At 62.0% G+C, this 24,682-nt stretch carries 20 protein-coding genes and 1 pseudogene; 5 read left to right on the top strand and 16 right to left on the bottom strand.

Going from position 1 to position 24,682, the window contains the following annotated elements; all coding sequences use genetic code 11:
- Nucleotides 1–147: 147 nt before the first annotated feature.
- The 4 genes and pseudogenes from ACZ3GY_RS02325 to ACZ3GY_RS02310 form a co-directional block, all read left to right on the top strand.
- Nucleotides 148–1,116 (top strand): annotated as a pseudogene (locus ACZ3GY_RS02325) (GGDEF domain-containing response regulator); the annotation flags it as partial.
- Nucleotides 1,113–2,024, top strand: coding sequence for a putative 2-dehydropantoate 2-reductase (locus ACZ3GY_RS02320; RefSeq protein WP_465908787.1), 912 nt, complete (start codon nt 1,113–1,115; stop codon nt 2,022–2,024). The pseudogene ACZ3GY_RS02325 and the gene ACZ3GY_RS02320, both read left to right, overlap by 4 nt.
- A gap of 85 nt (nt 2,025–2,109) precedes the next feature.
- Nucleotides 2,110–4,113, top strand: coding sequence for a sensor histidine kinase (locus ACZ3GY_RS02315; RefSeq protein WP_465908786.1), 2,004 nt, complete (start codon nt 2,110–2,112; stop codon nt 4,111–4,113).
- Between the two features lie 19 nt (nt 4,114–4,132).
- Nucleotides 4,133–4,708, top strand: a complete 576-nt coding sequence (locus tag ACZ3GY_RS02310) for a cob(I)yrinic acid a,c-diamide adenosyltransferase (RefSeq protein ID WP_465908785.1) — start codon at nt 4,133–4,135, stop codon at nt 4,706–4,708.
- On the opposite strand, the gene ACZ3GY_RS02305 is transcribed toward ACZ3GY_RS02310, so the two are convergent.
- The 7 genes from ACZ3GY_RS02305 to ACZ3GY_RS02275 all read right to left on the bottom strand — a co-directional run bounded on the left by ACZ3GY_RS02305 (nt 4,698) and on the right by ACZ3GY_RS02275 (nt 13,515).
- Nucleotides 4,698–5,588, bottom strand: coding sequence for a pseudouridine synthase (locus tag ACZ3GY_RS02305; protein WP_465908784.1), 891 nt, complete (start codon nt 5,586–5,588; stop codon nt 4,698–4,700). The genes ACZ3GY_RS02310 and ACZ3GY_RS02305 overlap by 11 nt on opposite strands.
- Before the next feature lie 22 nt (nt 5,589–5,610).
- Nucleotides 5,611–6,540 carry an AEC family transporter gene (locus ACZ3GY_RS02300; protein ID WP_465908783.1) on the bottom strand — a complete coding sequence of 310 codons (930 nt, stop codon included), beginning with the start codon at nt 6,538–6,540 and terminating at the stop codon, nt 5,611–5,613.
- A 66-nt stretch (nt 6,541–6,606) separates the two neighbouring features.
- Nucleotides 6,607–7,551 carry a Nudix family hydrolase gene (locus ACZ3GY_RS02295; protein WP_463563745.1) on the bottom strand — a complete coding sequence of 315 codons (945 nt, stop codon included), beginning with the start codon at nt 7,549–7,551 and terminating at the stop codon, nt 6,607–6,609.
- A gap of 2 nt (nt 7,552–7,553) precedes the next feature.
- Complete coding sequence (locus tag ACZ3GY_RS02290) at nt 7,554–8,180, bottom strand: glutathione S-transferase family protein (RefSeq protein ID WP_465908782.1); 627 nt, start codon at nt 8,178–8,180, stop codon at nt 7,554–7,556.
- A 175-nt stretch (nt 8,181–8,355) separates the two neighbouring features.
- On the bottom strand, nt 8,356–9,573 hold the full coding sequence (gene argJ, locus ACZ3GY_RS02285; RefSeq protein WP_463563743.1) for a bifunctional glutamate N-acetyltransferase/amino-acid acetyltransferase ArgJ: 1,218 nt from the start codon (nt 9,571–9,573) through the stop codon (nt 8,356–8,358).
- 107 nt (nt 9,574–9,680) lie between these two features.
- Complete coding sequence (gene secA, locus ACZ3GY_RS02280) at nt 9,681–12,419, bottom strand: preprotein translocase subunit SecA (RefSeq protein WP_465908780.1); 2,739 nt, start codon at nt 12,417–12,419, stop codon at nt 9,681–9,683.
- A 169-nt stretch (nt 12,420–12,588) separates the two neighbouring features.
- A complete protein-coding gene (locus ACZ3GY_RS02275) occupies nt 12,589–13,515 on the bottom strand; it encodes a M23 family metallopeptidase (protein ID WP_465908779.1) in 927 nt (308 codons plus the stop codon).
- Nucleotides 13,516–13,600: 85 nt separating this feature from the next.
- On the opposite strand from ACZ3GY_RS02275, the gene ACZ3GY_RS02270 reads away from it, so the two are divergent.
- A complete protein-coding gene (locus tag ACZ3GY_RS02270; RefSeq protein ID WP_463563740.1) occupies nt 13,601–14,059 on the top strand; it encodes a DciA family protein in 459 nt (152 codons plus the stop codon).
- Nucleotides 14,060–14,234: 175 nt separating this feature from the next.
- Here the strand turns inward: ACZ3GY_RS02270 and lpxC are convergent, their stop codons facing one another.
- The 9 genes from lpxC to murD all read right to left on the bottom strand — a co-directional run bounded on the left by lpxC (nt 14,235) and on the right by murD (nt 24,679).
- Complete coding sequence (lpxC, locus tag ACZ3GY_RS02265; RefSeq protein ID WP_463563739.1) at nt 14,235–15,146, bottom strand: UDP-3-O-acyl-N-acetylglucosamine deacetylase; 912 nt, start codon at nt 15,144–15,146, stop codon at nt 14,235–14,237.
- 112 nt (nt 15,147–15,258) lie between these two features.
- Nucleotides 15,259–16,449 carry a cell division protein FtsZ gene (ftsZ, locus tag ACZ3GY_RS02260; protein ID WP_465908778.1) on the bottom strand — a complete coding sequence of 397 codons (1,191 nt, stop codon included), beginning with the start codon at nt 16,447–16,449 and terminating at the stop codon, nt 15,259–15,261.
- Nucleotides 16,450–16,528: 79 nt separating this feature from the next.
- Nucleotides 16,529–17,776, bottom strand: a complete 1,248-nt coding sequence (ftsA, locus tag ACZ3GY_RS02255) for a cell division protein FtsA (protein WP_463563737.1) — start codon at nt 17,774–17,776, stop codon at nt 16,529–16,531.
- 22 nt (nt 17,777–17,798) lie between these two features.
- Entirely contained in the window at nt 17,799–18,659 is an 861-nt protein-coding gene (locus ACZ3GY_RS02250; RefSeq protein WP_465909216.1) for a cell division protein FtsQ/DivIB, read from the bottom strand.
- Complete coding sequence (locus ACZ3GY_RS02245) at nt 18,659–19,609, bottom strand: D-alanine--D-alanine ligase (RefSeq protein ID WP_463563736.1); 951 nt, start codon at nt 19,607–19,609, stop codon at nt 18,659–18,661. Before ACZ3GY_RS02245 ends, ACZ3GY_RS02250 begins: the two co-directional genes overlap by 1 nt.
- Entirely contained in the window at nt 19,606–21,012 is a 1,407-nt protein-coding gene (murC, locus tag ACZ3GY_RS02240) for a UDP-N-acetylmuramate--L-alanine ligase (RefSeq protein WP_463566001.1), read from the bottom strand. Before murC ends, ACZ3GY_RS02245 begins: the two co-directional genes overlap by 4 nt.
- 34 nt (nt 21,013–21,046) lie before the next feature.
- Nucleotides 21,047–22,117 carry an undecaprenyldiphospho-muramoylpentapeptide beta-N-acetylglucosaminyltransferase gene (gene murG / locus ACZ3GY_RS02235; RefSeq protein ID WP_225835055.1) on the bottom strand — a complete coding sequence of 357 codons (1,071 nt, stop codon included), beginning with the start codon at nt 22,115–22,117 and terminating at the stop codon, nt 21,047–21,049.
- Complete coding sequence (ftsW, locus tag ACZ3GY_RS02230) at nt 22,107–23,333, bottom strand: putative lipid II flippase FtsW (protein ID WP_463563735.1); 1,227 nt, start codon at nt 23,331–23,333, stop codon at nt 22,107–22,109. The genes murG and ftsW overlap by 11 nt, the downstream gene beginning before the upstream one ends.
- Nucleotides 23,333–24,679: a UDP-N-acetylmuramoyl-L-alanine--D-glutamate ligase gene (gene murD, locus ACZ3GY_RS02225; RefSeq protein WP_463563734.1), complete on the bottom strand. Its 1,347-nt coding sequence runs from the start codon at nt 24,677–24,679 to the stop codon at nt 23,333–23,335. The genes ftsW and murD overlap by 1 nt, the downstream gene beginning before the upstream one ends.
- Nucleotides 24,680–24,682: the final 3 nt, after the last annotated feature.

The raw sequence follows: 24,682 nt of genomic DNA, 5'->3' as shown, positions 1-24,682 counted from the left end.
TCGCGAGATCGTGAATTAAGTTTTCCGGAAACCGCGCGGATGGCTTGACGATATAATTGGCGCGATCATTATATCCGCTCTGATACAGACCGCTCGGCGTTGTATTGGTTACTCCCCTTTCTCGACCCGCTTTCTTGCCTGTGAGTACCATCCATGCCCAACCCCCATCTCAGCATCCTGGTGGTGGACGATGCCAAGTTTTCCAGCGCCATCATCGGTCGTGCGCTTACTCAGGCTGGTTACCAGGACGTACGCTTCGCCAGTAGTGCGGCCGAGGCCATCAGCAACCTCGAACAACGCCCGGCGAGTGTGCTATTGGCCGACTGGCTGATGCCGGAAATGGATGGCCTGGAGTTGACGGGTCGTGTGCGTCAGCTCGACGAATCGGCCGAGCACTACACTTACATCATCCTGCTGACCGGCAAGGAAGGTGAGAACGTGCTGAACGAGGCGTTCGACCGCGGCGTCGATGACTTCATCAGCAAATCGGCAATGAACGAGCAGCTCTTGCCCCGCGTGTTTGCCGCCGACCGCCTGTGCAACACCCTGCAGCGCCTGCTCCATGAAAACGCCCTGCTGGTACAGAGCATCGCCGGCCTGGAAGAGCGTAACCTGGTAGACCCGCTAACCGGTTTGGGCAACACCCGTTACCTGACACAGAAACTGGCTGACAGCCTGCGCCAGGTGGAATCTCGCGGTGGTGCGCTGTGCTACCTGCTGATTGGTCTGCAGGGCGCCGATGAATTGAGCGCTCGCCATGGCGCGGCCTTCTACAACGAGCTGCTACGCAGCGTGGCGCGCCGCCTGCAACAGTTGGTACGCCCGCTCGACGTACTGGTGAGCCTGGACGACCGCCATTTTGCCCTGATCACCCTGCTCGAGGACTTGCAGGAGTGCTCGCCGAGCAGCTTCAAGCGTCTTCACGAAGGTCTCAACCTCAAGGCTTTCAAGACCAGCGAAGGCTTCATCTCGCTAAAGGCCGGGATTGCCGTAGTCGGGCTGGATAGCAAGGCGATGCCCATGGAACAGCAGCAACTGCTCGACCTCGCCACTCGCCTGCTTCCAGAGGCCCACGCCAGCGGTCGCGTCACCGCCGTACGCCTGCCCCGACCATGACCTGGCACGTGCTCGGCGCAGGCAGCATGGGCAGCCTGTGGGCCGCGCGCCTGTCTCGTGCCGGCGTGCCGGTTCAACTGATCCTGCGCGATGAACAGCGCCTGGCCGCCTATCGCCAGGCGGGCGCACTGACCCTGGTCGAGCAGGGCCACGTTAGCCAACACGCCATACCAGCACATAGCGTCAACGACGACACACCCATTCGACGCCTGCTCCTGGCATGCAAAGCCTATGACGCAGCGAGCGCGATCGAGTGCGTCGCCCATCGCCTCGCCCCAGGCGCCGAAGTAATCCTGCTGCAAAACGGCCTCGGCAGCCAGGACGAGGTCATCGACCTGTTACCAGGACGGCGCTGCCTGTTCGCCTCAAGTACCGAAGGCGCCTTTCGCGACGGTGACTGGCGCGTGGTGTTCGCCGGCCAGGGGCATACCTGGATCGGCGACCCGACCGATGTCACCCAGCCGGGCTGGTTGAGCGACCTGCAACGCTGTCGCACTCCTCATACCTGGAGCCCCGATATTCTCGCGCGGCTGTGGCGCAAGCTGGCACTCAACTGCGCGATCAACCCGCTGACCGTGCTGCATGGTTGCCGCAACGGCGGGCTCGCCGGCTACCGCGAGGAAGTCGATGGGCTATGCACGGAGTTGACGGTTCTGCTGCAGGGTTGCGGTCAGTCCACAGCGGCTGAAAACCTTCAGGCAGATGTCTGGCGAGTGATCGAGGCCACCGCCGCCAATTACTCGTCCATGTACCAGGATGTCGCCGGGGGCCGGCGCACCGAAGTCAGCTATCTGCTCGGCTACGCCTGCACAGCGGGTGAACGTAACGGGCTGCCACTGCCGCGCCTGAACACCCTGCAGCAACGCCTGCTCGCGTACCTGGATGCCCGCGGATTGCCGCGACAGTAAGTCCATCCCAGAGCCAGCTGACGCTTGCGCGCAACGGTTAACAGGCCCTAACCTGCCCTCTTACCTGCCAATACGACAAAGCCTAATGCGCCTGCGCCACCGCCTGAAGAATCTACCCGTTGGCCGAAAACTACTCGCCGCTTTGCTGGTGCTCTTGGCAGCGGTGCTGGTGGTGGCTAACCTGACCTTCATCAGCGCTGCCTACTGGATTTCCCAGGAGAGCGTCGCCCCCCAGGCGCTGCAGACCCTTAGCCGACTGATCGCCAGCCCCGCCCTGAGCCGCGAAGCATTGAGTTCGCCCCAGGCCGCGGGCGATCTGCTCAAGCGCCTGGATGGCTATGGGCCGCTGCGCGCAGCAGTGATCTACGACGCCAACGGTAACAGCCTCGCGCAGTTGCAGCGCGGCGAAAAACTGCAGCTACCCTCACGGGTCGAGGAGCTGGACAGCTGGCGCCTCAGCGAATTTCGCGCCAATCAGTTGGTCGAGCTGCCGCAGGTCGATGCACCAGCGGGCTACCTGCTGCTGGTCGCCTCCAGCGAACTGCCTGGTGCGTTCTACACGGGCACCGTCACCGCCAGCCTGGTGATCCTAGGCTTCAGCCTGGTGCTGTGGCTGCTGGTGGCGCGGCAGATCCGCCGTCTGGTCACCAGCCCGATCAAGCGTCTGGAAGAACTGACCCGTCAGGTCACCCGCGAAGAGAACTATTCGCTGCGGGCGCGGCGCGGCAATCAGGATGAAATCGGCAGCCTGGCCGAAGCCTTCAACACCATGCTGACGCGCATCGAGGCCCGCGAGCAGCAGCTCAAGCGCGCCCGTGACGATTCCGAAGAGGCCTACAACCAGGCCCAGGGCCTGGCCGAGGAAACCCGCCTGTCGAACCGCAAGCTGGAACTCGAGGTGCAGGTACGCAGCAAGATCGAGAAGAAGCTCACCGGCTTCCAGAACTACCTCAACAGCATCATCGACTCCATGCCCTCGGCGCTGATCGCCCTTGACGAACAGCTCTACGTGGCGCAATGGAACCAGGAGGCCAGCGCCCTCTCCGGCACCTCGCTGGACGAGGCGGTGAACCAGCCGGTGTTTCTCGCCTTCCCGCTGCTCAAACCCTACCTGTCCAAGCTCAAGCGCACCGCCGAACAGCACCGGGTGGAGAAGATCGAACGAGTCACCTGGATCCGCGATGACGAGCCACACCATTACGCCCTGACCTTCTACCCGCTGATCGGCAGCATCGGCCGCGGCGTGGTGATCCGCATTGACGACATCACCCAGCGCCTCAACCTCGAAGAGGTCATGGTGCAGTCGGAGAAGATGCTCTCCGTCGGCGGCCTGGCCGCCGGCATGGCCCACGAGATCAACAACCCGCTGGGCGCCATCCTGCACAACGTGCAGAACATCCGTCGGCGCCTGTCCCCCGAGCTGCCACGCAATCAGGAGCAGGCTGAAGTAGCCGGTGTCAGCCTGCCGGCCATCGATCAATACCTGACGGCGCGGGAGATTCCCATGCTGCTCGACGGCATCCAACAGGCCGGTACGCGGGCCTCGAAGATCGTCACCCACATGCTCAGCTTCAGCCGCCTGAGCAACCGTCAGTTGGCGCCCTGCCAGTTGCCGGCACTGATCGACCAGGCCGTGGAGATCGCCAGCAACGACTTCGACCTGACCGAAAGCTTCGACTTCAAGAGCCTGCTGATTCAGCGCGAGTTCGACCCGGTACTGGGGCCGATTCCCGGCATCGGCAATGAGCTGGAACAGGTGCTGCTCAACCTGCTGAAGAACGCCGCCCAGGCCATTCACCTGCGCGATGATGACAGCGTCCCGGGCAAGATCATCCTGCGCACCCGCCTGGCGCCGCCATGGGCCGAAGTGCAGGTGGAAGACAACGGGGTGGGCATCCCGGAAGCCGTGCGCAAGCGCATCTTCGAGCCGTTCTTCACCACCAAGGAAGTTGGCCAAGGCACGGGGCTGGGGCTTTCCGTCTCGTACTTCATCGTCACCAACAATCACAAGGGGCAGATGGAGGTGCACTCACGCACCGGCCAGGGCACCTGCTTCACCCTGCGCCTGCCCATCGGCATAAGTAGCTGACCCCTGCAACGGAGACCCTATGGGCTATCGACTGTCGAAAATCTACACACGCACCGGCGATGCCGGGGAAACCGGGCTGGCCGATGGACGCCGGGTCGCCAAGGATCATCCACGTATCGAAGCCATCGGCGAAGTGGACACCCTGAATAGCCAGCTCGGCCTGTTGCTGGCCGAACTGATCGAGCAGCAGCCCCGCTACCCGGGGTTTGCCGAGCTGATCGAGGTAATGGCGCCCTGTCAGCATCGCCTGTTCGATCTGGGTGGCGAACTGGCCATGCCGGACTACCAGGCGCTGCAAGCGGTCGAGATCGAGCGCCTGGAAGCGGCCATCGACCGCTGGAACGAGGAAGTCGGCCCGTTGACCAACTTCATTCTGCCCGGAGGCTCGCGGCTGATAGCCCAGGCTCACCTGTGCCGCAGCAGCGCACGCGGCGCCGAGCGCCGTTGCGGGCAGCTCAATGCCATCGAACCGCTGCGTGGCGAGCTGCTGGCCTATATCAACCGGATGTCCGACCTGCTGTTCGTGGCGGCGCGGTTGATCGCCAGGCGCCAGGGAGTCGACGAAGTCCTCTGGGAGGCGGCCACTAAAGCCTGAGGTCGCTCTCGAAACGCCTCGGTTCGCCGCTCAATGGATCGGTGAACGACAAGCCGCGAGCCAATAGCTTCAGCGGCCGGCTGTAATAGTCGGGATCACCCTCGCTGCTGCTGACGTCGGGATAGAAGGGATCATTGAGGATCGGCGCACCCAATGCAGCCATATGCACCCGCAGCTGGTGCTTCTTGCCGGTAACCGGCTCGAGGCCGTACAGCCAGCAATCAGCACGTCGTTCGAGTACGTCGATGCGCGTGCAGGTATTGGCCTCGCCCGGCGCTTCGCGCATGCGGAAGAACGGCTCGCCCGCCTCGAAGCGGGTCTCGCGCAGTAACGGAAACTGCACCTGCGGCAAAGGCGCCGCCAGCGCCTCGTAACGTTTGTCGATGTTGCGCTCGCGAAACAGCGCCTGGTAGCGCCCACGCGTCTGCGCGTTGGTGGAGAACAGCACCAGCCCGGCGGTGTGCCGGTCGATCCGGTGCAGCGGCACCAAGTCGGCATTGCCGGTGCGTTTGACCAGCCGCGCCAGCAGAGTCTGCTCGACATAGGCGCCGGCCGGCATCACTGACAGGAAATGTGGCTTGTCGGCGACCAACAGATGCTCGTCGATATGCAGGATCGCCTCTTCGAACGGAATCTGCGGCTCGGCCGGTACCTCGCGAAAATAATGCACACGCAAGCCGACCCGATAAGGATGATCGACAGCGATAGGCACGCCTTCGCCATCCAACACCCGGCCCCGCGCTACACGCTGCAGCCAGATTTCTCGTGAAATCGCCGGAAAGTGCGCGCACAGGCAATCGAGCACGGTCACCCAGGGCCCTGCCGGCAAATGCAGGGTGCTGGGCCGCAGAGTGACTCGCGGGTGATCGGATGCGGACATACAAAGGCTCCGGTCGCGGTTATCAGGGGGCGATCAGGTACAGACAGATCGACAGCGTCACCAGCGACCCCAGGGTCGACAGCAGGATGGTACTCGACACCTGAGTGCCTTCGCGCCGGTAGAACTCGGCCAGCATGAACGGCCCGGTGCCGGTAGGCAGTGCACTGAGCAGCAAGGCCGCATGAGCCCACATCGGTGGCAGGCGAAAGACGTAGACAGCGAGCACCCAGGTGATCAGCGGATGAGCGATCAACTTGATCAGCACCAAACTGGTACCGCGCTCCCTCACCCCGTCATGCCGCTGCGCCAGAAACAGCCCCAACGCGATCAATGCACAGGGCCCGGTAGCGGCAGCGAGCAACTTGAGAAACTGGTGCAGCGGCCCCGGCAGCGGCTGTGCCGTCGCGGCCCATAGCGTGCCGAGCAGCGGCGCCATGACGATGGGGTTCTTGAGCAGCGCGAGCAAGACTTTGCGTACCGCCAGCAGGATGCTCTTTTCGTTCTGCAGGCCGACCTCGATGCACACCACCGCCAGGGCGAACAGCACGCAGATGACGATCAGGCAGGCAATCAGCGCCGGCTCCATGCCTGCTTCGCCGAACACCAGCAGACATAGCGGGATACCCATGTAACCGGTATTCGCGTAGGAAGCGCTCAACCCCTGCACACTGGCATCGGCCAGGCTGCCGGTACGGCGCAGGCGCCACAGCAGCACCACGGCAAAGATGCCCAGGGTGGCGATGCCGTAAGCGAAGATGAAGCCCGGCTGCCAGATCTCTTCCCAGACGACCGTCGCCATGGCCTCGAACAACAGCGCCGGCAGGCACAGCCAGACCACCATGCGATTTATCTCGGACGCTGCACTGGCGCCAAGCAGGCCCATCCGCCGACAGGCGAAGCCGGCGAGGATCAGCGCGAAGACCGGCAGAATGACATTGAAGACCGAGGCCATGGGCCGGAGAACTCTCAGCGAAAACGGAAAGGTGTACTGCCGCCCAAAGCAGGCAGCAGATAGTGGTTATTGCTCAGGCCAGAAAGCGCGAATCCCGGCGACGCCCTGCGCGCCGGCCTGCCAGGCCTGCTCGCTGTGCTGCGGGCCGACACCACCGAGCAGATAGCAGGGCTGGTTGAAACGCTGCAAAAGTTCGGTAGCCTGCGTCCAGCCCAAGGGCTGTGCATCAGGGTGACTTTGGGTGGCCTGCAGCGGCGACAAGGTAACGAAGTCAGCGCCGATCTGTGTTGCCAATTGCAGCTCTTCAGCACTGTGGCACGAGGCTGCCAGCCAGCGATTCGCCGCCAACGGACGGCCCTTGGCAGCATACTTGCGCAGTTGCTCAGCCGTCAGATGCCAGCCCGCAGCGGGGAAATCCCCGAGCCACTCCAGCGGCCCCTTGAGCATCAATTGCGCCTTGCCGGCGCACATGCCTTGGATATCCACGGCGAGATCGCGGTACTGGGCATCGAACATCGCCGGCGCTCGTAGCTGGATCAAACGGGCACCGCGCCCGATGGCTGCACGAACGCCGCCCAGCAGCTCAGCGCGATCCAGATCATCCGGGGTAATCAGATACTGCTCGGGCAAGCGCGCCGCGGCGATGATCGGCCGGTTGGCCTCAGGGAAGTCATACTCACCCAATTGCCGCGCACTCACCCAGGCCAGCGGCTGGCCTTCGGCACCGTGGGGCTCGCCACTGAAACGGCTGACCTCCCAGACGTCCAGCAGCACGTGCTTGTCGGCATAGTCGTGGCGCACCTGGATCAGTGGTCGCGCAGTTTCCGGGCGGATCCCCAGCTCCTCCTGCAGCTCGCGGGACAACGCAGCCAGCACAGCCTCGCCCTCCTCGACCTTGCCACCCGGAAATTCCCAGAGCCCGCCCTGATGCTTGTCGTCGGGACGCCTGGCGATGAGGATGCGACCATCCTCACCACGAATCACCGCTGCCGCTACATGCACGCGCTTCACGTTCACTCCTTCAAGGCTGCCTGCAACCAGCGCTGGAACGCCGGCCACTGAAAAATGGTTTCCACATAGGCCGCGGCATCTTCCGGCAGTTGCACGGCATAGCTGCGCAGGCGGCTGGCCACCGGTGCGAAATAGGCGTCGGCAATGCTCAGCTCACCGAACAGATACGGGCCACTCTGGCCAAAACGCTGACGACAGGACGCCCACAAGGTGATGATGCGCTGGATATCGTGCTGCACGTCATCGGCAATGCTGGCCAGTGGCGTACTGCGCTGCATGTCCATGGGCATATGACTGCGCAATGCGCCGAAACCACTGTGCATTTCCGCACAGGCGGAACGCGCCATGGCACGAGCCGCCACATCGCGCGGCCACATGACGGCCTCGGGGAAGCGCTCAGCCAAGTACTCGGCGATGGCCAGGGAATCCCAGATCACCCCAGCGTCGTCGGTCTTGAGCACCGGCACCTTGGCGGTCGGTGAGTGGGCCAGCAGACGCGCGTGGGTATCGGCACGGAACAGCGGCACCAGAGTTTCCTGATAGTCCGCGCCACTGAGTTCGGCCAGCAACCAGCCGCGTAGCGACCAGGACGAGTAGTTCTTGTTGCCTATCAGCAATTGCAGCGGCATGTGCGCTCTCCGGCGGTCAGAAGAATCAGAGCGACAGCTTCGCCGCTACCTGCCGTGAAGGCAAATTCCGCTCACTCATGGGGTCATGCGCGAGCGGAATAGACGTCAGCTACGAGCGTCAGGCCGCACGTAGACGCGGATCAACGTGCCGCCCGCAACGGGCGGCTGCCATACCTCAGGTACGGTATTCGGCGTTGATCTTCACGTACTCATGCGACAGATCGGTAGTCCAGATCGTCTCGCTGCAGGTGCCACGACCCAGCTCGATGCGGATGGTGATTTCCTCTTCGGCCATCACCGCCGAGCCCTGCTCTTCGGTGTAGCTGCTGGCCCGGCACCCCTTGCTGGCGATGCACACGTCACCGAGGAACACGTCGATCTTGCTGACGTCGAGCTGTGCCACACCGGCACGGCCGACGGCCGCGAGGATGCGCCCCCAGTTGGGATCGGAAGCGAACAGCGCGGTCTTGATCAGCGGCGAATGGGCCACCGCATAGCCGACATCCAGGCACTCCTGATGAGTCGCCCCGCCGTTGACCTGCACGGTGACGAACTTGGTCGCGCCTTCACCATCACGCACGATGGCCTGGGCCACGTCCATGCACACCTCGAACACTGCCTGCTTGAGCGCCGCGAACAGCGCCCCGCTGGCCTGGGTGATTTCCGGCAGCGCCGCCTGGCCAGTAGCGATCAGCATGCAGCAGTCGTTGGTGGAGGTGTCGCCGTCGATGGTGATGCGATTGAACGACTTGTTCGCCGCATCGCGCAGCAGATCCTGCAGCACGCCTTGGGCGACCTTGGCGTCCGTGGCGATGTAGCCGAGCATGGTGGCCATGTTCGGCTTGATCATGCCGGCGCCCTTGCTGATACCGGTGACGGTGACCGTCACGCCTTCATGGCTGAACTGGCGGCTGGCACCCTTGGGCAGGGTGTCGGTGGTCATGATGCCGGTAGCGGCTTCTGCCCAGTTGTTCACCGAGAGGTTGTCCAGCGCGGCCTGCAGCGCGCCCTCGATCTTTTCCACCGGCAGCGGCTCACCGATCACCCCGGTGGAGAACGGCAGCACTTCGCTTTCGTCCACACCGGCCAGACTGGCCAGGCTGGCGCAGGTACGCATAGCGTTCTGCAGGCCCGGCTCACCGGTGCCGGCATTAGCATTACCGGTATTGGTGAGCAGGTAGCGGACACTGCCAGAGGCACGCTTCTTGGCCAGGATCACCGGCGCCGCGCAGAACGCGTTGAGAGTGAACACACCCGCCACACTGCTGCCTTCGGCACAGCGCATCACCACCACATCCTTGCGCCCCGGGCGCTTGATGCCGGCGGAGGCGATGCCCAGTTCGAAACCTGGAACCGGGTGCAGGGTAGACAGCGGGCCAAGACCAACAGCCATAGGGAAGCTCCTCGAATTAGGTGGAATTGCACAGCATGTACGATGCGAAAACGCCGCGAAGGGATTAACCCTTCGCGGCGTTTGGACGTTTCACGGCATTGCGTTGATCAGTTGACCTGACCGTGGCAGTGCTTGTACTTCTTGCCGGATCCGCACGGGCAGAGCTCGTTGCGACCGATCTTCTGCTCGGCACGCACCGGGGCAGTGGCAACGGCGACATCGCCACCGTCCTGCGCTTCGGCTTCAGGCTCTTCGAGCGCGGAAACTTCGTCGTGCTGGAACTGCATGCGCTGGGCCAGGGCTTCGGCATCGCGACGCAGACGGGCTTCCTCTTCGACCGGATCTTCGCGGCGAACCTGCACGTGCGAAAGCACGCGGATGGCATCGCGCTTGATCGAATCGAGCAGTTCCTGGAACAGGGTGAAGGACTCGCGCTTGTATTCCTGCTTCGGGTTCTTCTGGGCGTAGCCACGCAGATGGATACCGTGACGCAGGTGATCCATGGTCGACAGGTGGTCTTTCCACAGGTCATCAAGCACACGCAGCAGAATCTGTTTCTCGAAGGTACGCAGAGCCTCGGCGCTGGCCTGGTTTTCCTTCTCGTTGTAAGCCTCGATCAGCTCCTTGAGGATGCGCTCACGCAGGGTGTCCTCGTACAGCTTGTCGTCTTCGTCGAGCCACTGCTGGATCGGCAGACGCAGATTGAAGCCAGCGTACAGCGCCTCTTCCAGGCCTGGGATGTCCCATTGTTCTGGCAGCGACTGCGGTGGCATGTGCGCGTTAACGGTGTTGTCCAACACCTCCCTGCGGAAATCCTCGATGGTCTCGCCCACGTTGTCGGCGGTCAGCAAGGTATTGCGCATGTGGTAGATCACCTTGCGCTGCTCGTTCGCCACGTCATCAAACTCGAGCAGTTGCTTACGCATGTCGAAGTTGCGGCCTTCGACCTTGCGCTGCGCCTTCTCGATGGCATTGGAGACCATGCGATGCTCGATAGCCTCGCCAGCCTGCATGCCCAGCGCCTTCATGAAGTTCTTCACACGATCAGAGGCGAAGATGCGCATCAGGCTGTCTTCCAGCGACAGGTAGAAGCGGCTGGAGCCGGCGTCACCCTGGCGACCGGCACGGCCACGCAGCTGGTTGTCGATACGGCGCGACTCGTGACGCTCGGAAGCGATCACGTGCAGGCCACCCGACTCCAGCACCTGCTGGTGACGTTTCTGCCAGTCAGCCTTGATCTGAGCGATCTGCTCGGCGGTAGCATTTTCCAGCGCCGCGACTTCCACTTCCCAGTTGCCGCCCAACAGGATATCGGTACCACGACCGGCCATGTTGGTAGCGATGGTCAGCGCGCCTGGGCGACCGGCCTGCGCGATAATCTCGGCTTCCTTCTCATGAAACTTGGCGTTGAGTACTTTGTGCTCGATGCCTTCCTGCTCCAGCAATCGCGACATGTACTCGGACGTTTCGATGGTCGCAGTGCCAACCAGAATCGGCCGGCCCTGAGCCTGGCATTCTTTGATGTCGTTGATGATCGCCGCGTACTTCTCTTCCTGCGTCAGATAGACCAGGTCATTGAAGTCCTTACGAGAAACCGGCTTGTTGGTCGGAATCACCATCACGTCCAGACCGTAGATCTGGTGGAATTCGAAAGCTTCGGTGTCAGCGGTACCGGTCATCCCGGATAGCTTGTTGTACAGGCGGAAATAGTTCTGGAAGGTGGTAGAGGCCAGGGTCTGGCTCTCGGCCTGAATATTCACGCCTTCCTTCGCTTCGATGGCCTGGTGAAGACCTTCGGACAAACGACGACCCTGCATGGTACGACCAGTGTGCTCATCGATCAGGATGATCTGACCGTTCTGCACGATGTACTCGACGTTGCGCTGGAACAGGGTGTGAGCGCGCAGACCGGCATACACGTGAGTCAGCAGACCGAGGTTGTGAGCCGAATAGAGGCTCTCGCCCTCGGCCAGCAAACCTGCCTGGGTCAGCATGTCTTCGATGACCTGGTGGCCTTCCTCGTTGAGTTCGACCTGGCGGCTCTTCTCGTCGACCTTGTAATGGCCTTCCTGAGTGACCACGCCCTCTTCTTCCTCGATGTGCAGCTTGAGGCGAGGAATCAGCTTGTTGATCTCGGTGTACATCTTGGAGCTGTCTTCGGCCTGGCCGGAGATGATCAACGGCGTACGCGCTTCGTCGATGAGGATCGAGTCAACTTCGTCGATCACGGCGAAATTCAGCTCGCGCTGGAATTTCTCTTCCACGCTGAACGCCATGTTGTCGCGCAGGTAATCGAAACCGAATTCGTTGTTGGTGCCGTAAGTGATATCGGCGGCGTAGGCGGCGCGCTTCTCGTCCGGCGGCATGAACGGGGTGACGATGCCGACCGACAGGCCGAGGAATTCGTACAGCGGACGCATCCAGTTGGCGTCACGACGGGCCAGGTAGTCGTTGACCGTGACCACGTGCACGCCTTTGCCTTCCAGAGCGTTGAGATAGACGGCTAGGGTGCCGACCAGGGTCTTGCCCTCACCGGTACGCATCTCGGCGATCTTGCCTTCGTGCAGAGTCATGCCGCCGATCAACTGAACGTCGAAGTGGCGCATCCCCATCACACGCTTGCCGGCCTCGCGGGCAACGGCGAAAGCTTCGGACAACAGTTGATCCAGGGTTTCGCCTTTGGCCAGGCGGGCCTTGAATTCTTCGGTTTTGGCGCACAGTTGCTCATCGGAGAGAGCGAGCATCTGCTCCTCGAATGCATTGACGGCCTGAACCGCCTTGAGCAGGCGCTTGACCTCACGCTCGTTCTTGCTTCCAAAGAGTTTTTTCAACAAAGGCGCAAACATATCGACAGGATCTTCCACGCTATGGATGGAGGGCGGCCCCGTGAGTCGCCCATGCAGCCCTTATGGCTGCGTGAGAAGGGGGCATTCTACCCGGAAACGGAATTGAGGAAAGCGGCGTTATTGGCACAGAGCCATCGGCGATGCATGAGACGGCCAGCGTCCGTGTGCGTCATTCGCCGTCGCTGACTCGCGCAATGTAATTGTGCGGATTGACCAATTGCCCGTTACGGCTGACTTCGAAGTGAACGTGATTACCGGTCGAGCGCCCGGTACTGCCCACCGTTGCGATGGCCTGACCACGCTGAACCAGATCACCGACCTGCACACGATTGCTGCGGTTGTGCGCATACAGGGTGACATAGCCATCGGCATGGCTAATTTCCACGGTGTTGCCATAGCCGTTACGGCGTCCAGCGAAGGTCACCACGCCAGCGCCGACGGCAACCACATCACTGCCAGCCTTGGCAGCGAAATCCACGCCTTTGTGTACGCTGGCACGGCCAGTCAGCGGGTCAACACGGCGACCGAAAGGTGACGACACATAACCCTGCAATACCGGATGCCCGGATAGCATCACGGCTTCGTCAATGCGCCGATCAGCCAACAGTTGCTCCAGCACTTCGAGCTGCTGCTCGCGGCTGTCCATGCGCATTGCCAGTTCATCCAGAGAACTCATGAACGGTGGCGGTGCGTAGGCAGCGCCACCGATGGGCTCTTCAGGCCCACCCTGACCGACGCCGAGGGAGAAATCGAACTCGCTGGCGTCCAGCTCGGCCAGCTCGGTAAGGCGTTCACCGAGGGCATCGAGACGAGTCAGCCGGGCTTGCAGCTCGGCGACGTGGGCGGCGAACGCGTCCAGTTGACGCTGCGCATCAATACGCACCGCGCCCACTTCGTCACGCTGGGCATCAAGTGCTTGAGTGATTTCGACGCTTTCCGGCAGCCCTGTCGGCTTCGGTGCCAGCCAGGCGCCGACAGCGGCACCTCCGCCAACCGCCAACGCGATCAACAGCGCCAGGCCGATCGCCAGCCAACGCAGATCGAGGCTGAGCGAACGCGCCGCGCCGTGGCGTCGACTGAGAAAAATGATGTGCATGACATCCCCATGTAAAAAAGTGGAACCCAAGCGCTCAGCAAGGTTCTGCTAACATGACGGCCCACAAAGTTGCAGGCGCTCCGCCATGAGTTTTCGTCCCTTGCCGGCCAAGGCTCCCGTTGCACTGATGCGCGAGGCGAAACCCCTGAAAGCCCTGTTCAATCAGGCCCAGCGGATTGATCACCTGCAGCAGTTGCTGGAAAGCCAGCTACAACCAGCCGCCCGGGAACATTGCCACGTGGCGTCCTGGCGAGAAGGCTGTCTGCTTTTAATCGTCACCGACGGCCACTGGGCCACCCGGTTGCGTTATCAACAGCGACGCCTGCAAAGGCAGTTGCAGGCGCTCGAAACGTTCGCGACCTTAACGAAAATACTCTTCAAGGTGCAACCTCCTACCGCCGAAAGGCGTGAGCCCACTCAACCCTTCGAGCTCTCAGACAGCGCCGCCGATAACATTCAGGAAACCGCTGCGGGCGTCACCGACCCTCGCCTGCGAGAAGCCCTGGAGCGCCTTGCCAATCACCGCCGACGCAGCGATTCGTAAAGTTCATCAAGCTGTTAGCGCTGTAGTTTGCAATAGCCAGAAAAATGTCACTCCTATAAAACGGATAGCCGTTGCAGCTCTGAATGCTGCGAGCCGAACCTGCGTGCGCAATAGAAATACGGGCATAAAAAAGGCCACCCGAGGGTGGCCTTAAAGATAAAGCAAGGAGAGTCTCTTACATTGCCGCAGCTGGGCGCATGTAAGAAATCGGTGCAGCCTCGGCGTCTTCGAAAGTCACCACTTCCCAAGCGTCCGGCTGTGCGATCAAGGCGCGCAGCAGGCGATTGTTCAAGCCATGGCCCGATTTGTAGCCGCGGAACTCACCGATCAAACTGTTACCGAGCAGATAGAGGTCACCAATCGCGTCGAGAATCTTGTGCCTGACGAATTCGTCCTCGTAACGCAGGCCGTCTTCGTTGAGCACACCGAACTCGTCCACCACGATGGCGTTGTCCACGCTACCGCCGCGTGCCAGGTTGTGCGAACGCAGGAATTCGATATCACGCATGAAACCGAACGTGCGAGCGCGACTGACTTCCTTGACGAACGAGGTGCTGGAAAAATCCACACTCGCCGTCTTGGTACGGTCGTGGAACACCGGGTGGTCGAAATCGATCTCGAAGCTCACCTTGAAGCCTTCGAACGGAACGAAAGTGGCGCGTTTGTCGCCTTCCGTCACGGTCACTTCACGGATGATACGGATGAACTTCTTAGGGGCGTCCTGCTCTTGCAGACCGGCCGACTGAATCAGGAAAACAAAGGGCCCGGCACTGCCATCCATGATCGGCACTTCACATGCAGAGAGCTCGACGTAGGCGTTATCGATACCCAGGCCAGCCATGGCCGAAAGCAGGTGCTCTACCGTATCCACCTTGACATCACCGTTGACCAGCGTGGTCGACATCGTGGTTTCACCGACGTTCAGGGCGTAACCGACAACCTCTACTACGGGGTTGAGGTCGGTACGACGGAACACGATGCCGGTATCCACCGGAGCCGGCTTCAGGGTCAGGTAAACCTTCTCCCCGGAGTGCAGGCCGATACCCGTGGCGCGGATGATGTTCTTCAGGGTGCGTTGTCTGATCATGGCTCTGGCCGCTATAGCGCTAAGTGCGAATTGTTTTCAACAAAGGCTGGCGATGATAGCAGAACCGACCTTTGCTGAACACCAATCACCCTTATGCTCCTGATAGATTTCATCAATCTGCCTGACGACGCAGAAATGCCGGAATGTCCAGATAATCCAGATCATCCTGCGGATTCAGCTTCGCCGCAGTAGCTGCACTACCATGGCTCTGACGCTGTACGGTCGGACGCTCGTAATCCTTGTAATTAACGTTCTGCTCACCACGAATCGGGGCAGCTACGGGCGTAGCGGACTGAGCAGCAGCGACCTGAACGGTATTGTCGATGACCTTGACCGGTTTCTCGATGCGCGCCCCCAGACCAGTGGCAACTACGGTCACGTGCAGCTCGTCGCGCATGTCCGGATCAATCACGGTGCCGACCTTGACGGTGGCGTGCTCGGAAGCGAATTGTTCAATGATGTTACCCACGTCGGAGTACTCACCCAGGGACAGATCGGGACCTGCGGTGATGTTCACCAGGATACCGCGAGCGCCCTGCAGGTTGACGTCTTCGAGCAACGGGTTGCGAATCGCCGCTTCGGTGGCCTCACGAGCACGGTTAGGGCCGCTGGCGCAGCCAGTGCCCATCATCGCCATACCCATTTCGCTCATCACGGTTTTCACGTCGGCGAAATCGACGTTGATCATGCCCGGACGCTTGATGATGTCGGAGATGCCACGTACGGCACCGGACAGCACGTCATCGGCCTTGGAGAAGGCGGACAGCAGGCTGGCGTCTTTACCGAGGATGGTCAGCAATTTCTCGTTGGGGATGGTGATCAGCGAATCGACGCTTTCCTGCAGCAAGCGAATGCCTTCGTCAGCGATCTGCATGCGCTTGCGACCTTCGAACGGGAACGGACGGGTCACCACAGCAACGGTGAGGATGCCCATTTCCTTGGCCACTTCGGCGATCACTGGCGCAGCACCGGTACCGGTACCACCCCCCATGCCCGTGGTGATGAAAACCATGTCGCAGCCCTGCAGTACTTCGGCGATGCGCTCACGGTCTTCCATAGCCGCCTGACGGCCGACTTCCGGGTTGGCGCCAGCGCCCAGGCCTTTGGTCACGCCAGTACCCAGCTGCAGGATGGTGCGTGCACCGATGTTCTTCAGTGCCTGAGCATCGGTGTTGGCGCAGATGAATTCGACGCCTTCGATGTTGCTCTTGGCCATGTGATTGACGGCGTTGCCACCACCACCACCGACACCGATAACCTTGATGACCGCGCTTTGCGGAAGGTTGTCTACGAGTTCAAACATGGTCTCTCTCCTGTATTTTCTAGTTTTTACGCCTACTGCCTGATGACGCCGCACACGCCCGTGCACGCGTCACCCAACATTAGAAGTTGCCCTGAATCCAGCGTTTGAGCCGTTCCAGCACTGGGGTTTTAGTTTCATCACCGTAGTTACCGTTGCCGGGCATCGGGATGTCGTCGGACTGCTTGCGCAGGCCGTACATCAACAGGCCAACGCCCGTCGAATAAATAGGATTGCGCACCACGTCGCTGAGCCCCTTGACGCTATGGGGCATGCCAAGGCGAACCGGCATATGGAAGATCTCTTCGGCCAGTTCGATCGCGCCTTCCATCTTCGCGGTGCCGCCGGTCATCACAATGCCAGCAGGAATCAGGTCTTCGTAGCCACTGCGGCGCAGTTCGGCCTGGATCAAGGTAAACAGCTCGTCATAACGCGGCTCGACCACTTCGGCCAACGACTGACGCGACAGATCGCGCGGCGGGCGGTCGCCCACGCTCGGTACTTTGATGGTTTCGCCGGCGCCAGCCAGTTTGGCCAGGGCGCAGGCATAACGGATCTTGATCTCTTCGGCGTACTGAGTAGGAGTACGCAGCGCCATGGCGATGTCGTTGGTGACCTGGTCGCCGGCAATCGGTATCACCGCGGTGTGCCGGATTGCGCCTTCGGTGAAGATGCAGATGTCGGTGGTGCCGCCGCCGATGTCGACCAGGCATACGCCCAACTCCTTCTCGTCGTCGGTCAGCACCGCATACGCGGAAGCGAGCTGCTCGAGGATGATGTCGTCGACTTCCAGGCCGCAACGACGCACGCACTTCTCGATGTTCTGCGCCGCATTCACTGCGCAGGTCACGACGTGCACCTTGGCTTCCAGACGCACACCGGACATACCCAGGGGCTCACGAACACCTTCCTGGTTATCAATCACGTAATCCTGCGGCAGGGTGTGCAGCACGCGCTGGTCAGCCGGGATGGCCACGGCCTGGGCGGCATCGAGCACGCGTTCCAGATCGGCACTGCTGACCTCACGGTCGCGGATGGCGACGATGCCATGGCTGTTGAGGCTACGGATGTGATTGCCAGCCACACCGACGAACGCCGAGTGGATACGGCAACCCGCCATCAGTTGGGCCTCTTCGACCGCGCGCTGGATCGAGGCCACCGTGGACTCGATATTGACCACCACGCCCTTCTTCAGGCCGCGTGACGGGTGAGTACCGATGCCGACGATTTCCAGCTGACCATCAGCGGTCACCTCGCCCACCAGCGCCACCACTTTGGAGGTGCCGATGTCGAGACCGACGATCATCTTGCCGCTCTGCACGTTTGCCATGACTGTTGCCTTCTCTCCTGATTCACTGCACCGCAGCGGTTTCGGCCGCTACGGGTGCTTGCGGTTCGTGCCACGCAACGGCAAGGCCGTTGGCGTAGCGCAGATCGATCCGCGCGATGTTGTCTTTCTGATCCTTCAGCGCCTTGCTGTAGATGGCGCCGAAACGACGTATTTTTTCCACCAGATGGTCGCGCCCCAGCAGCACTTCGATGCCCTGCCCGGTAGACAGGAACCAGCTGCCGCGCTCACGCAACTCCAGGCGTGCCACGGTGAATCCCATTGGCCGCAGCATCTGGCTCAACACCTGATACTGCTGCATGACTTGTTGCTGGGCCCGTTTAGGGCCGTACAGCTGCGGCAGATTCTCGTAATGCGCCAGCTCTTTCGGCGCGAATGCCTGCCCTTGGTTGTTGAGCAGTGCTTCGTCACCCCAGCGGGCGATCGGCAGTTGCTCTTCCAGACGCACCATCACCTGATCGGGCCATACGCGACGCACTTCGGCGTGGGCGATCCATGGCATCTGCTCCAACTCGTGCCGCATACCGACAAGGTCGACACTGAAGAAGCTCGCGCTGACAAAAGGTTCAATGCGTTGCTGCACCGATTGCTGGCTGATGTAGCTGAGGTCGCCTTCGACGCTGATCTTGGCGATTGGCCGATCCGCGTATGGCAGCAGGCGCAGCGACAGCTCATAGGCGCCGAAGCCCAGCACCAGCAGCAAAACCGGCCAGGTGATGCGCTTGAACAGGCTGAAATTGGGCCGCGGCAAACGCAGGCTGATCGGCTCCTTCGGCACCAGACGGCTGGCGCCGCGCGGCACGGCCTTCCCGCGCACGGGCGCTCGGGCGGTACCTGGCTGATGACGCAAGACGGCGCTCATGATTACCCCCGAGCCTCGAGGCTATCGGCAAGAATCGCCAACACCAGTTGCTGGAAGTCCAGACCCGCGGCCTGCGCGGCCATCGGCACCAGGCTGTGGTCGGTCATGCCCGGTACGGTATTCACCTCGAGCAGCCAGAAGCGCCCCTCGGCGTCCTGCATCACGTCGGCGCGGGCCCAACCCTGAGTGCCCACGGCCTCGCAGGCCTTGGCGGTCAGCGCCTTGAGCTCGGCTTCCTTGTCGGCATCCAGGCCGCAGGGAACGCGATACTGGGTGTCATTGGCCAGGTACTTGGCATCGTAGTCGTAGAAGCTGTGCGAAGTGCCCAGCGCGATGGGCGGCAATACTTCGCCGCGCAACATGGCGATGGTGAACTCAGGTCCGTGGATCCACTGCTCGACCAGCACTTGGCTGTCGTAGACAGCAGCGTCCTGCCAGGCTGCTATCAGTGCCTCGACATCGGCAACCTTGGCCATGCCGATGCTGGAACCTTCGTGGGCGGGCTTGACGATCAGTGGGAAACCCAGCTCGGCAGCCGCACGGCGGCAATCCTCGGCGCTAGCCAGCACAGCATGACGCGGCGTGGAAAGACCGAGGCTCTGCCATACCTGCTTGGTGCGCAGCTTGTCCATGGCCAGGGCCGAAGCCAGGATGCCGCTGCCGGTGTAGGGAATACCGGCGCATTCGAGCAGACCCTGCATGCTGCCGTCTTCGCCACCACGACCGTGGAGAACGATAAAGGCGCGGTCGATCTTCTCGCTGGTAAGGCGCGCAAGGAAGTCATCGCCCACATCGATACCGAAGGCATCCACGCCTGCACTCTGCAGCGCGGACAACACGGCATTGCCAGACTTCAGCGAGACTTCGCGCTCAGCGCTCTTGCCGCCGAACAGCACGGCCACTCGGCCGAACGCCGCGACCGGCAGTTGAGATTTCAGGGTTTCGGCACTCATTTCCCTTGACCTTGCACGCTGAACAGCGGGCTTTGCAGCAGTTGTGGGGCAACCCCGCCGATGTCGCCGGCACCCTGGCAAAGCAGGATGTCGCCGGCACGCAGCAGCGGCTTGATCAGCGGCGCCAGCTCGGCGCCGCGTTCGACATAAATGGGATCCAGCTGACCGCGCTGGCGGATGCTGTGGCACAGCTGGCGGCTGTCGGCACCGGGAATCGGCTCTTCGCCAGCCGGATAGACTTCCATCAGAAGTAGTACGTTGGCGTCGGCCAGCACCTGAACGAAATCGTCGTACAGGTCACGGGTACGGCTAAAGCGGTGCGGCTGGTAGACCATCACCAATCGGCGCTCAGGCCAGCCACCACGCACGGCCTTGATCACCGCCGCGACTTCACGCGGGTGGTGGCCATAATCGTCGACCAGCATCACCTGGCCACCTTCGACCGGCAGTTCGCCATAGACCTGGAAGCGGCGACCAACACCTTGGAACTGCGACAGGCCCTGCACGATGGCTTCGTCGCTGATGCCCTCGTCGGTGGCGATGCAAATGGTCGCCAAGGAGTTGAGCACGTTGTGGTTGCCCGGCATGTTCACCGACACATCGAGCGGCTCGCAGTCCGGGCGCAGCACCGTGAAGAAAGTCTGCATACCCTGCTGACGCACATTGATGGCGCGCACGTCGGCGTCTTCGCTGAAGCCGTAGGTCACGGTCGGGCGACCCACCTGGGAGAGAATCTCGCGTACCACCGGATCATCCACGCAGACCACGGCCAGGCCGTAGAACGGCAGGTTGTGGAGGAACTCGATGAAGGTTTTCTTCAATTTATTGAAGTCACCCTCATAGGTGCTCATGTGATCCATGTCGATGTTGGTGACGACCGAAACCATCGGCTGCAAATGCAGGAAGCTAGCATCGCTCTCGTCGGCTTCGGCGATCAGGTAACGGCTGCTGCCGAGCTGCGCATTGGTACCAGCCGCGTTCAGGCGCCCGCCAATCACGAAGGTTGGATCCAGGCCACCGGCAGCGAACACCGAAGCCAGCAGACTGGTGGTGGTGGTCTTGCCATGGGTACCGGCCACGGCGATGCCATGCCGGTAGCGCATCAGCTCGGCGAGCATCTCGGCACGCGGCACCACCGGAATGCGCCGCTCGAGAGCGGTAGCGACTTCAGGGTTGGAGGTGTTGATGGCACTGGAAACCACCAGCACGTCGGCACTCTCGGCGTTCTCGGCACGGTGGCCGATGAAGATGTGGGCACCGAAGTTTTCCAGGCGCTCGGTAACCGGCGAGGTCTTCAGGTCGGAACCGGAGACTTCGTAACCGAGGTTGAGCAGCACTTCAGCGATGCCGCACATGCCGGCGCCGCCGATGCCGACGAAATGAATACGGCGGATACGGCGCATGCGCCGCACTTCTGCCTTGACCGCTGCGGGAGACTTAGCCACGGGCCACCTCCAGGCAAACATCGACAACACTACGGGTGGCATCGGGCTTGGCCAGGCGACGTGCCGTGCTGGCCATTTCTTTGAGTCGTTCGGGGTGCATCAAGACCTCGGTCAGCTGCGCTGCCAGATCGGCAGCGTCAGTGGAGCGTTGTGGCAGAAGGACGGCGGCACCGTCCTTCGCGAGATAACTGGCATTGCGCGTCTGGTGATCGTCGATCGCGTGGGGCAACGGCACCAGGAAAGCCGGCAGACCGGCAGCAGCCAGTTCACTGACGGTCAGCGCGCCGGAGCGGCAGACCACCAGGTCGGCCCAGGCATAGGCGCGGGCCATGTCGCTGATGAACGGCGCGACTTGCGCTTCGACGCCCACAGCGGTGTAACGTTCGCCAGTCACCGTGGCGTGCTGCTTGCCCGCCTGGTGGAAGACTTCCGGCCGCAGCTCGGCAGATACCTGCGCCAGCGCCTCCGGCAGCAGTTTGTTGAGTGGTTCGGCGCCCAGGCTGCCACCCAGAATCAGCAGACGCGGGCGACGGCCGGTCAGGGAATCGCGGGGCGTTTCCAGGAACAGCTCCTCGCGCACCGGGTTGCCAGTGGTACGACGTTTGTCCGACGCCGCGAAGGTATCGGGGAAAGCCTCGCAGACCCGGCTGGCGAATGCCACCAGGCTGCGATTGGCGGTACCTGCCACTGCATTCTGTTCGTGAATGATCAGCGGTACGCCAGCCAGTCGGGCAGCCAGGCCACCCGGGCCCGTCACATAACCGCCCATGCCCAGCACACAGACCGGCTGTAGCTCACGCACTACCTTGCGCGCCTGGAAAAGCGCCTTGAGCAATTGCAGCGGTGCTTTGAGCAGCGACAACTTGCCTTTACCGCGCAGGCCACTGACGTTGATCAGATGCAGCGGCAGGCCGGCAGCCGGCACCAATTCGTTCTCGATACCGCGTGGCGTGCCCAGCCAGTGCACGCGATAGCCGCGGGCCTGGAATTCACGCGCGCAGGCCAGAGCCGGGAACACATGGCCCCCGGTGCCGCCCGCCATGATCAGCACGTTACCGGCCATGTGGTGACTCCTGCCCGATAGCGGGTTCCGGGAAATCCGACTCGTCGAACTCGACGTCCTCGTTGCCCAGTTGATTGCGCGTTTCCCATTCGATACGCAGCAGCAGCGCCAGACTGACGCAGCAGATCACCAGGGAGCTGCCGCCATAGCTGAGGAATGGCAGAGTCAGCCCCTTGGTCGGCAACAGCCCGATGTTGACGCCGATGTTGATCAGGAACTGGCCAATCCACAGGAAGGCCAGACCGAAGGCTACATAGGCGGAGAAGTATTGCTTGGCGCGTTCCGCCCACAGGCCGATATACAAGGCCCGCACACTGACGAACACGAACAGACCAACAGTCACCAGTGCGCCGACCAGGCCAAGCTCCTCGGCCAGCACGGAGAACACGAAATCGGTGTGCGCTTCCGGCAGGTAGAACTGCTTCTGGATGCTATTGCCCAGGCCCACGCCCAGCCATTCGCCACGACCGAAAGCGATCAGTGCCTGAGTCAATTGGTAGCCAGAGCCGTATTGGTCGGCCCAGGGGTCGGTGAACGTAATCAGACGCTGCAGGCGATATTCCTGGGTCTGCACCAGTACAAACACCGCGCCTACGGCCAAGGCCACCATCAAACCGAAGCGCAGCAAGCCGACGCCGCCGAGGAAAAGCATGGCCATCGCCGAGCCCATCATCACTACGGTGGCGCCGAAGTCTGGCTCCAGCAGCAGCAAGAAGGCCATCGGCAGCAGTACCACGAACGGCTTGAAGAAACCGGCCCAGCTCTCACGCACCTCTTCCTGGCGACGCACCAGGTAACCGGCGAGGTAAATCACCACGAAGACCTTGGCGATCTCCGACGGCTGAATGTTGAACGCCCCGAAGCCGATCCAGCGCCTCGCGCCGTTCACTTCACGACCAATGCCCGGCACCAGTACCATGACCAATAGCGCCAGCGCAGCCAACAGCAGTAACCAGCCGTGGCGCTGCCAGGTGGCCAGTGGAATCATCAGCACCACACCTGCGGCGCCAAGGCCGATCACTAGGTACACCAGGTGACGGATCATGTAGTACAGCGGGCTGCCGGTGTTGACCGCCGCCACTTCGGTGGAGGCCGAGGAGATCATCACCAGGCCGAGGCCGAGCAGCGCCAGGCAGCCGGCGAGCATGGGGAAGTCCATGTCCAGGCCACGGCGGCTGAACAGCGGGGACGGATAAGGGCGCAGGAAGGACAGCATCAGACGAGCGCCTCCACGGCCTGGGCGAACAGGCGCCCGCGTTCTTCAAAGTTCTTGAACATGTCGAGGCTCGCGCAAGCCGGCGACAGCAGCACCGCGTCACCATTTTGTGCGATAGCTGCAGCTTGCTCGACCGCCGCCTGCAGGCTGTCGACACGAACGATGTCCACTGCGCCGTCGAGCACCGCAGACAGCTTGTCGGCATCACGGCCAAGCAGCACCACGGCGCGGCAATGTGCCGCCACCGGTTTGCGCAGGCTGGAGAAGTCGGCGCCTTTGCCATCGCCACCGGCGATCAGCACCAGCTTGCCGGCGATGTCATCGCCCAGGCCTTCGATGGCCGCCAGGGCGGCACCGACATTGGTGGCCTTGGAATCATCGTAATAGCTCACGCCTGCACGCTCGCCGACCCACTGGCAGCGATGCGGCAAGCCAGTGAAACCCTTGAGGGTATCGAGCATGGCATCCATCGGCAGGCCTACAGCGTGGCCGAGCGCCAACGCGGCCAATGCATTGGATTGGTTATGTGCACCGCGGACTTTCAGCTCGCGCACCGGCAACAGTGTCTCGAACTGATAGGCCAGATACTTCTCGCCATTTTCCTCGAGCAGACCGAAGCGCTTGAAGTCAGGTTTACCGAGGCCGAAGCTCCAGCACGGTACCTGCTCGGCGATCATCGGCCGCGACAGCGGGTCGTCCCGGTTCACCACCACTTGCCGCGCGCCACGGAACACGCGGTGCTTGGCCAGGTGATAGGCCGGCAGATCGGCATAGCGATCCATATGGTCTTCGCTGATATTCAGGCAGGTAGCCACTTCAGCGTTGAGCAATTCAGTGGTTTCCAGCTGGAAGCTGGACAGCTCGATCACATACAGTTCGACGTCATCGGCCAGCAGATCCAGCGCAGGCGTGCCGAGGTTGCCGCCCACGGCGACCTTGCGACCGGCTGCTGCAGCCATCTCGCCGACCAGAGTGGTCACGGTACTCTTCGCGTTGGAGCCAGTGATGGCGATGATCGGGGCCTTGGCGGCGCGGGCGAACAGATCGATGTCACCGGACAGTTTGGCACCACGCTTCGCCGCTTCCTGCAACGCAGGAGTGGCCACGGCCAGGCCAGGGCTGATCAGCAGCTCGCTGGCACGGCCGAGGAACTCTGCGTCCAACTCGCCACACCGCACTTCGACCTGCGGGAACTGTTCACGCAAGGTGCTCAGCTCCGGCGGATTGGCACGGGTATCGACCACGGCAAAGCGCATGCCCTGGCGCGCGAGGTAGCGCACCAGGGACATGCCGCTCTTGCCGAGGCCGACAACGATGCGGAATTGGTCGGAAGCGATCAGGCTCATTCG

It is taken from the genome of Pseudomonas sp. PME37.24/006 (genome assembly GCF_055556635.1).
This window is presented reverse-complemented; position numbering and strand designations above follow the sequence as displayed.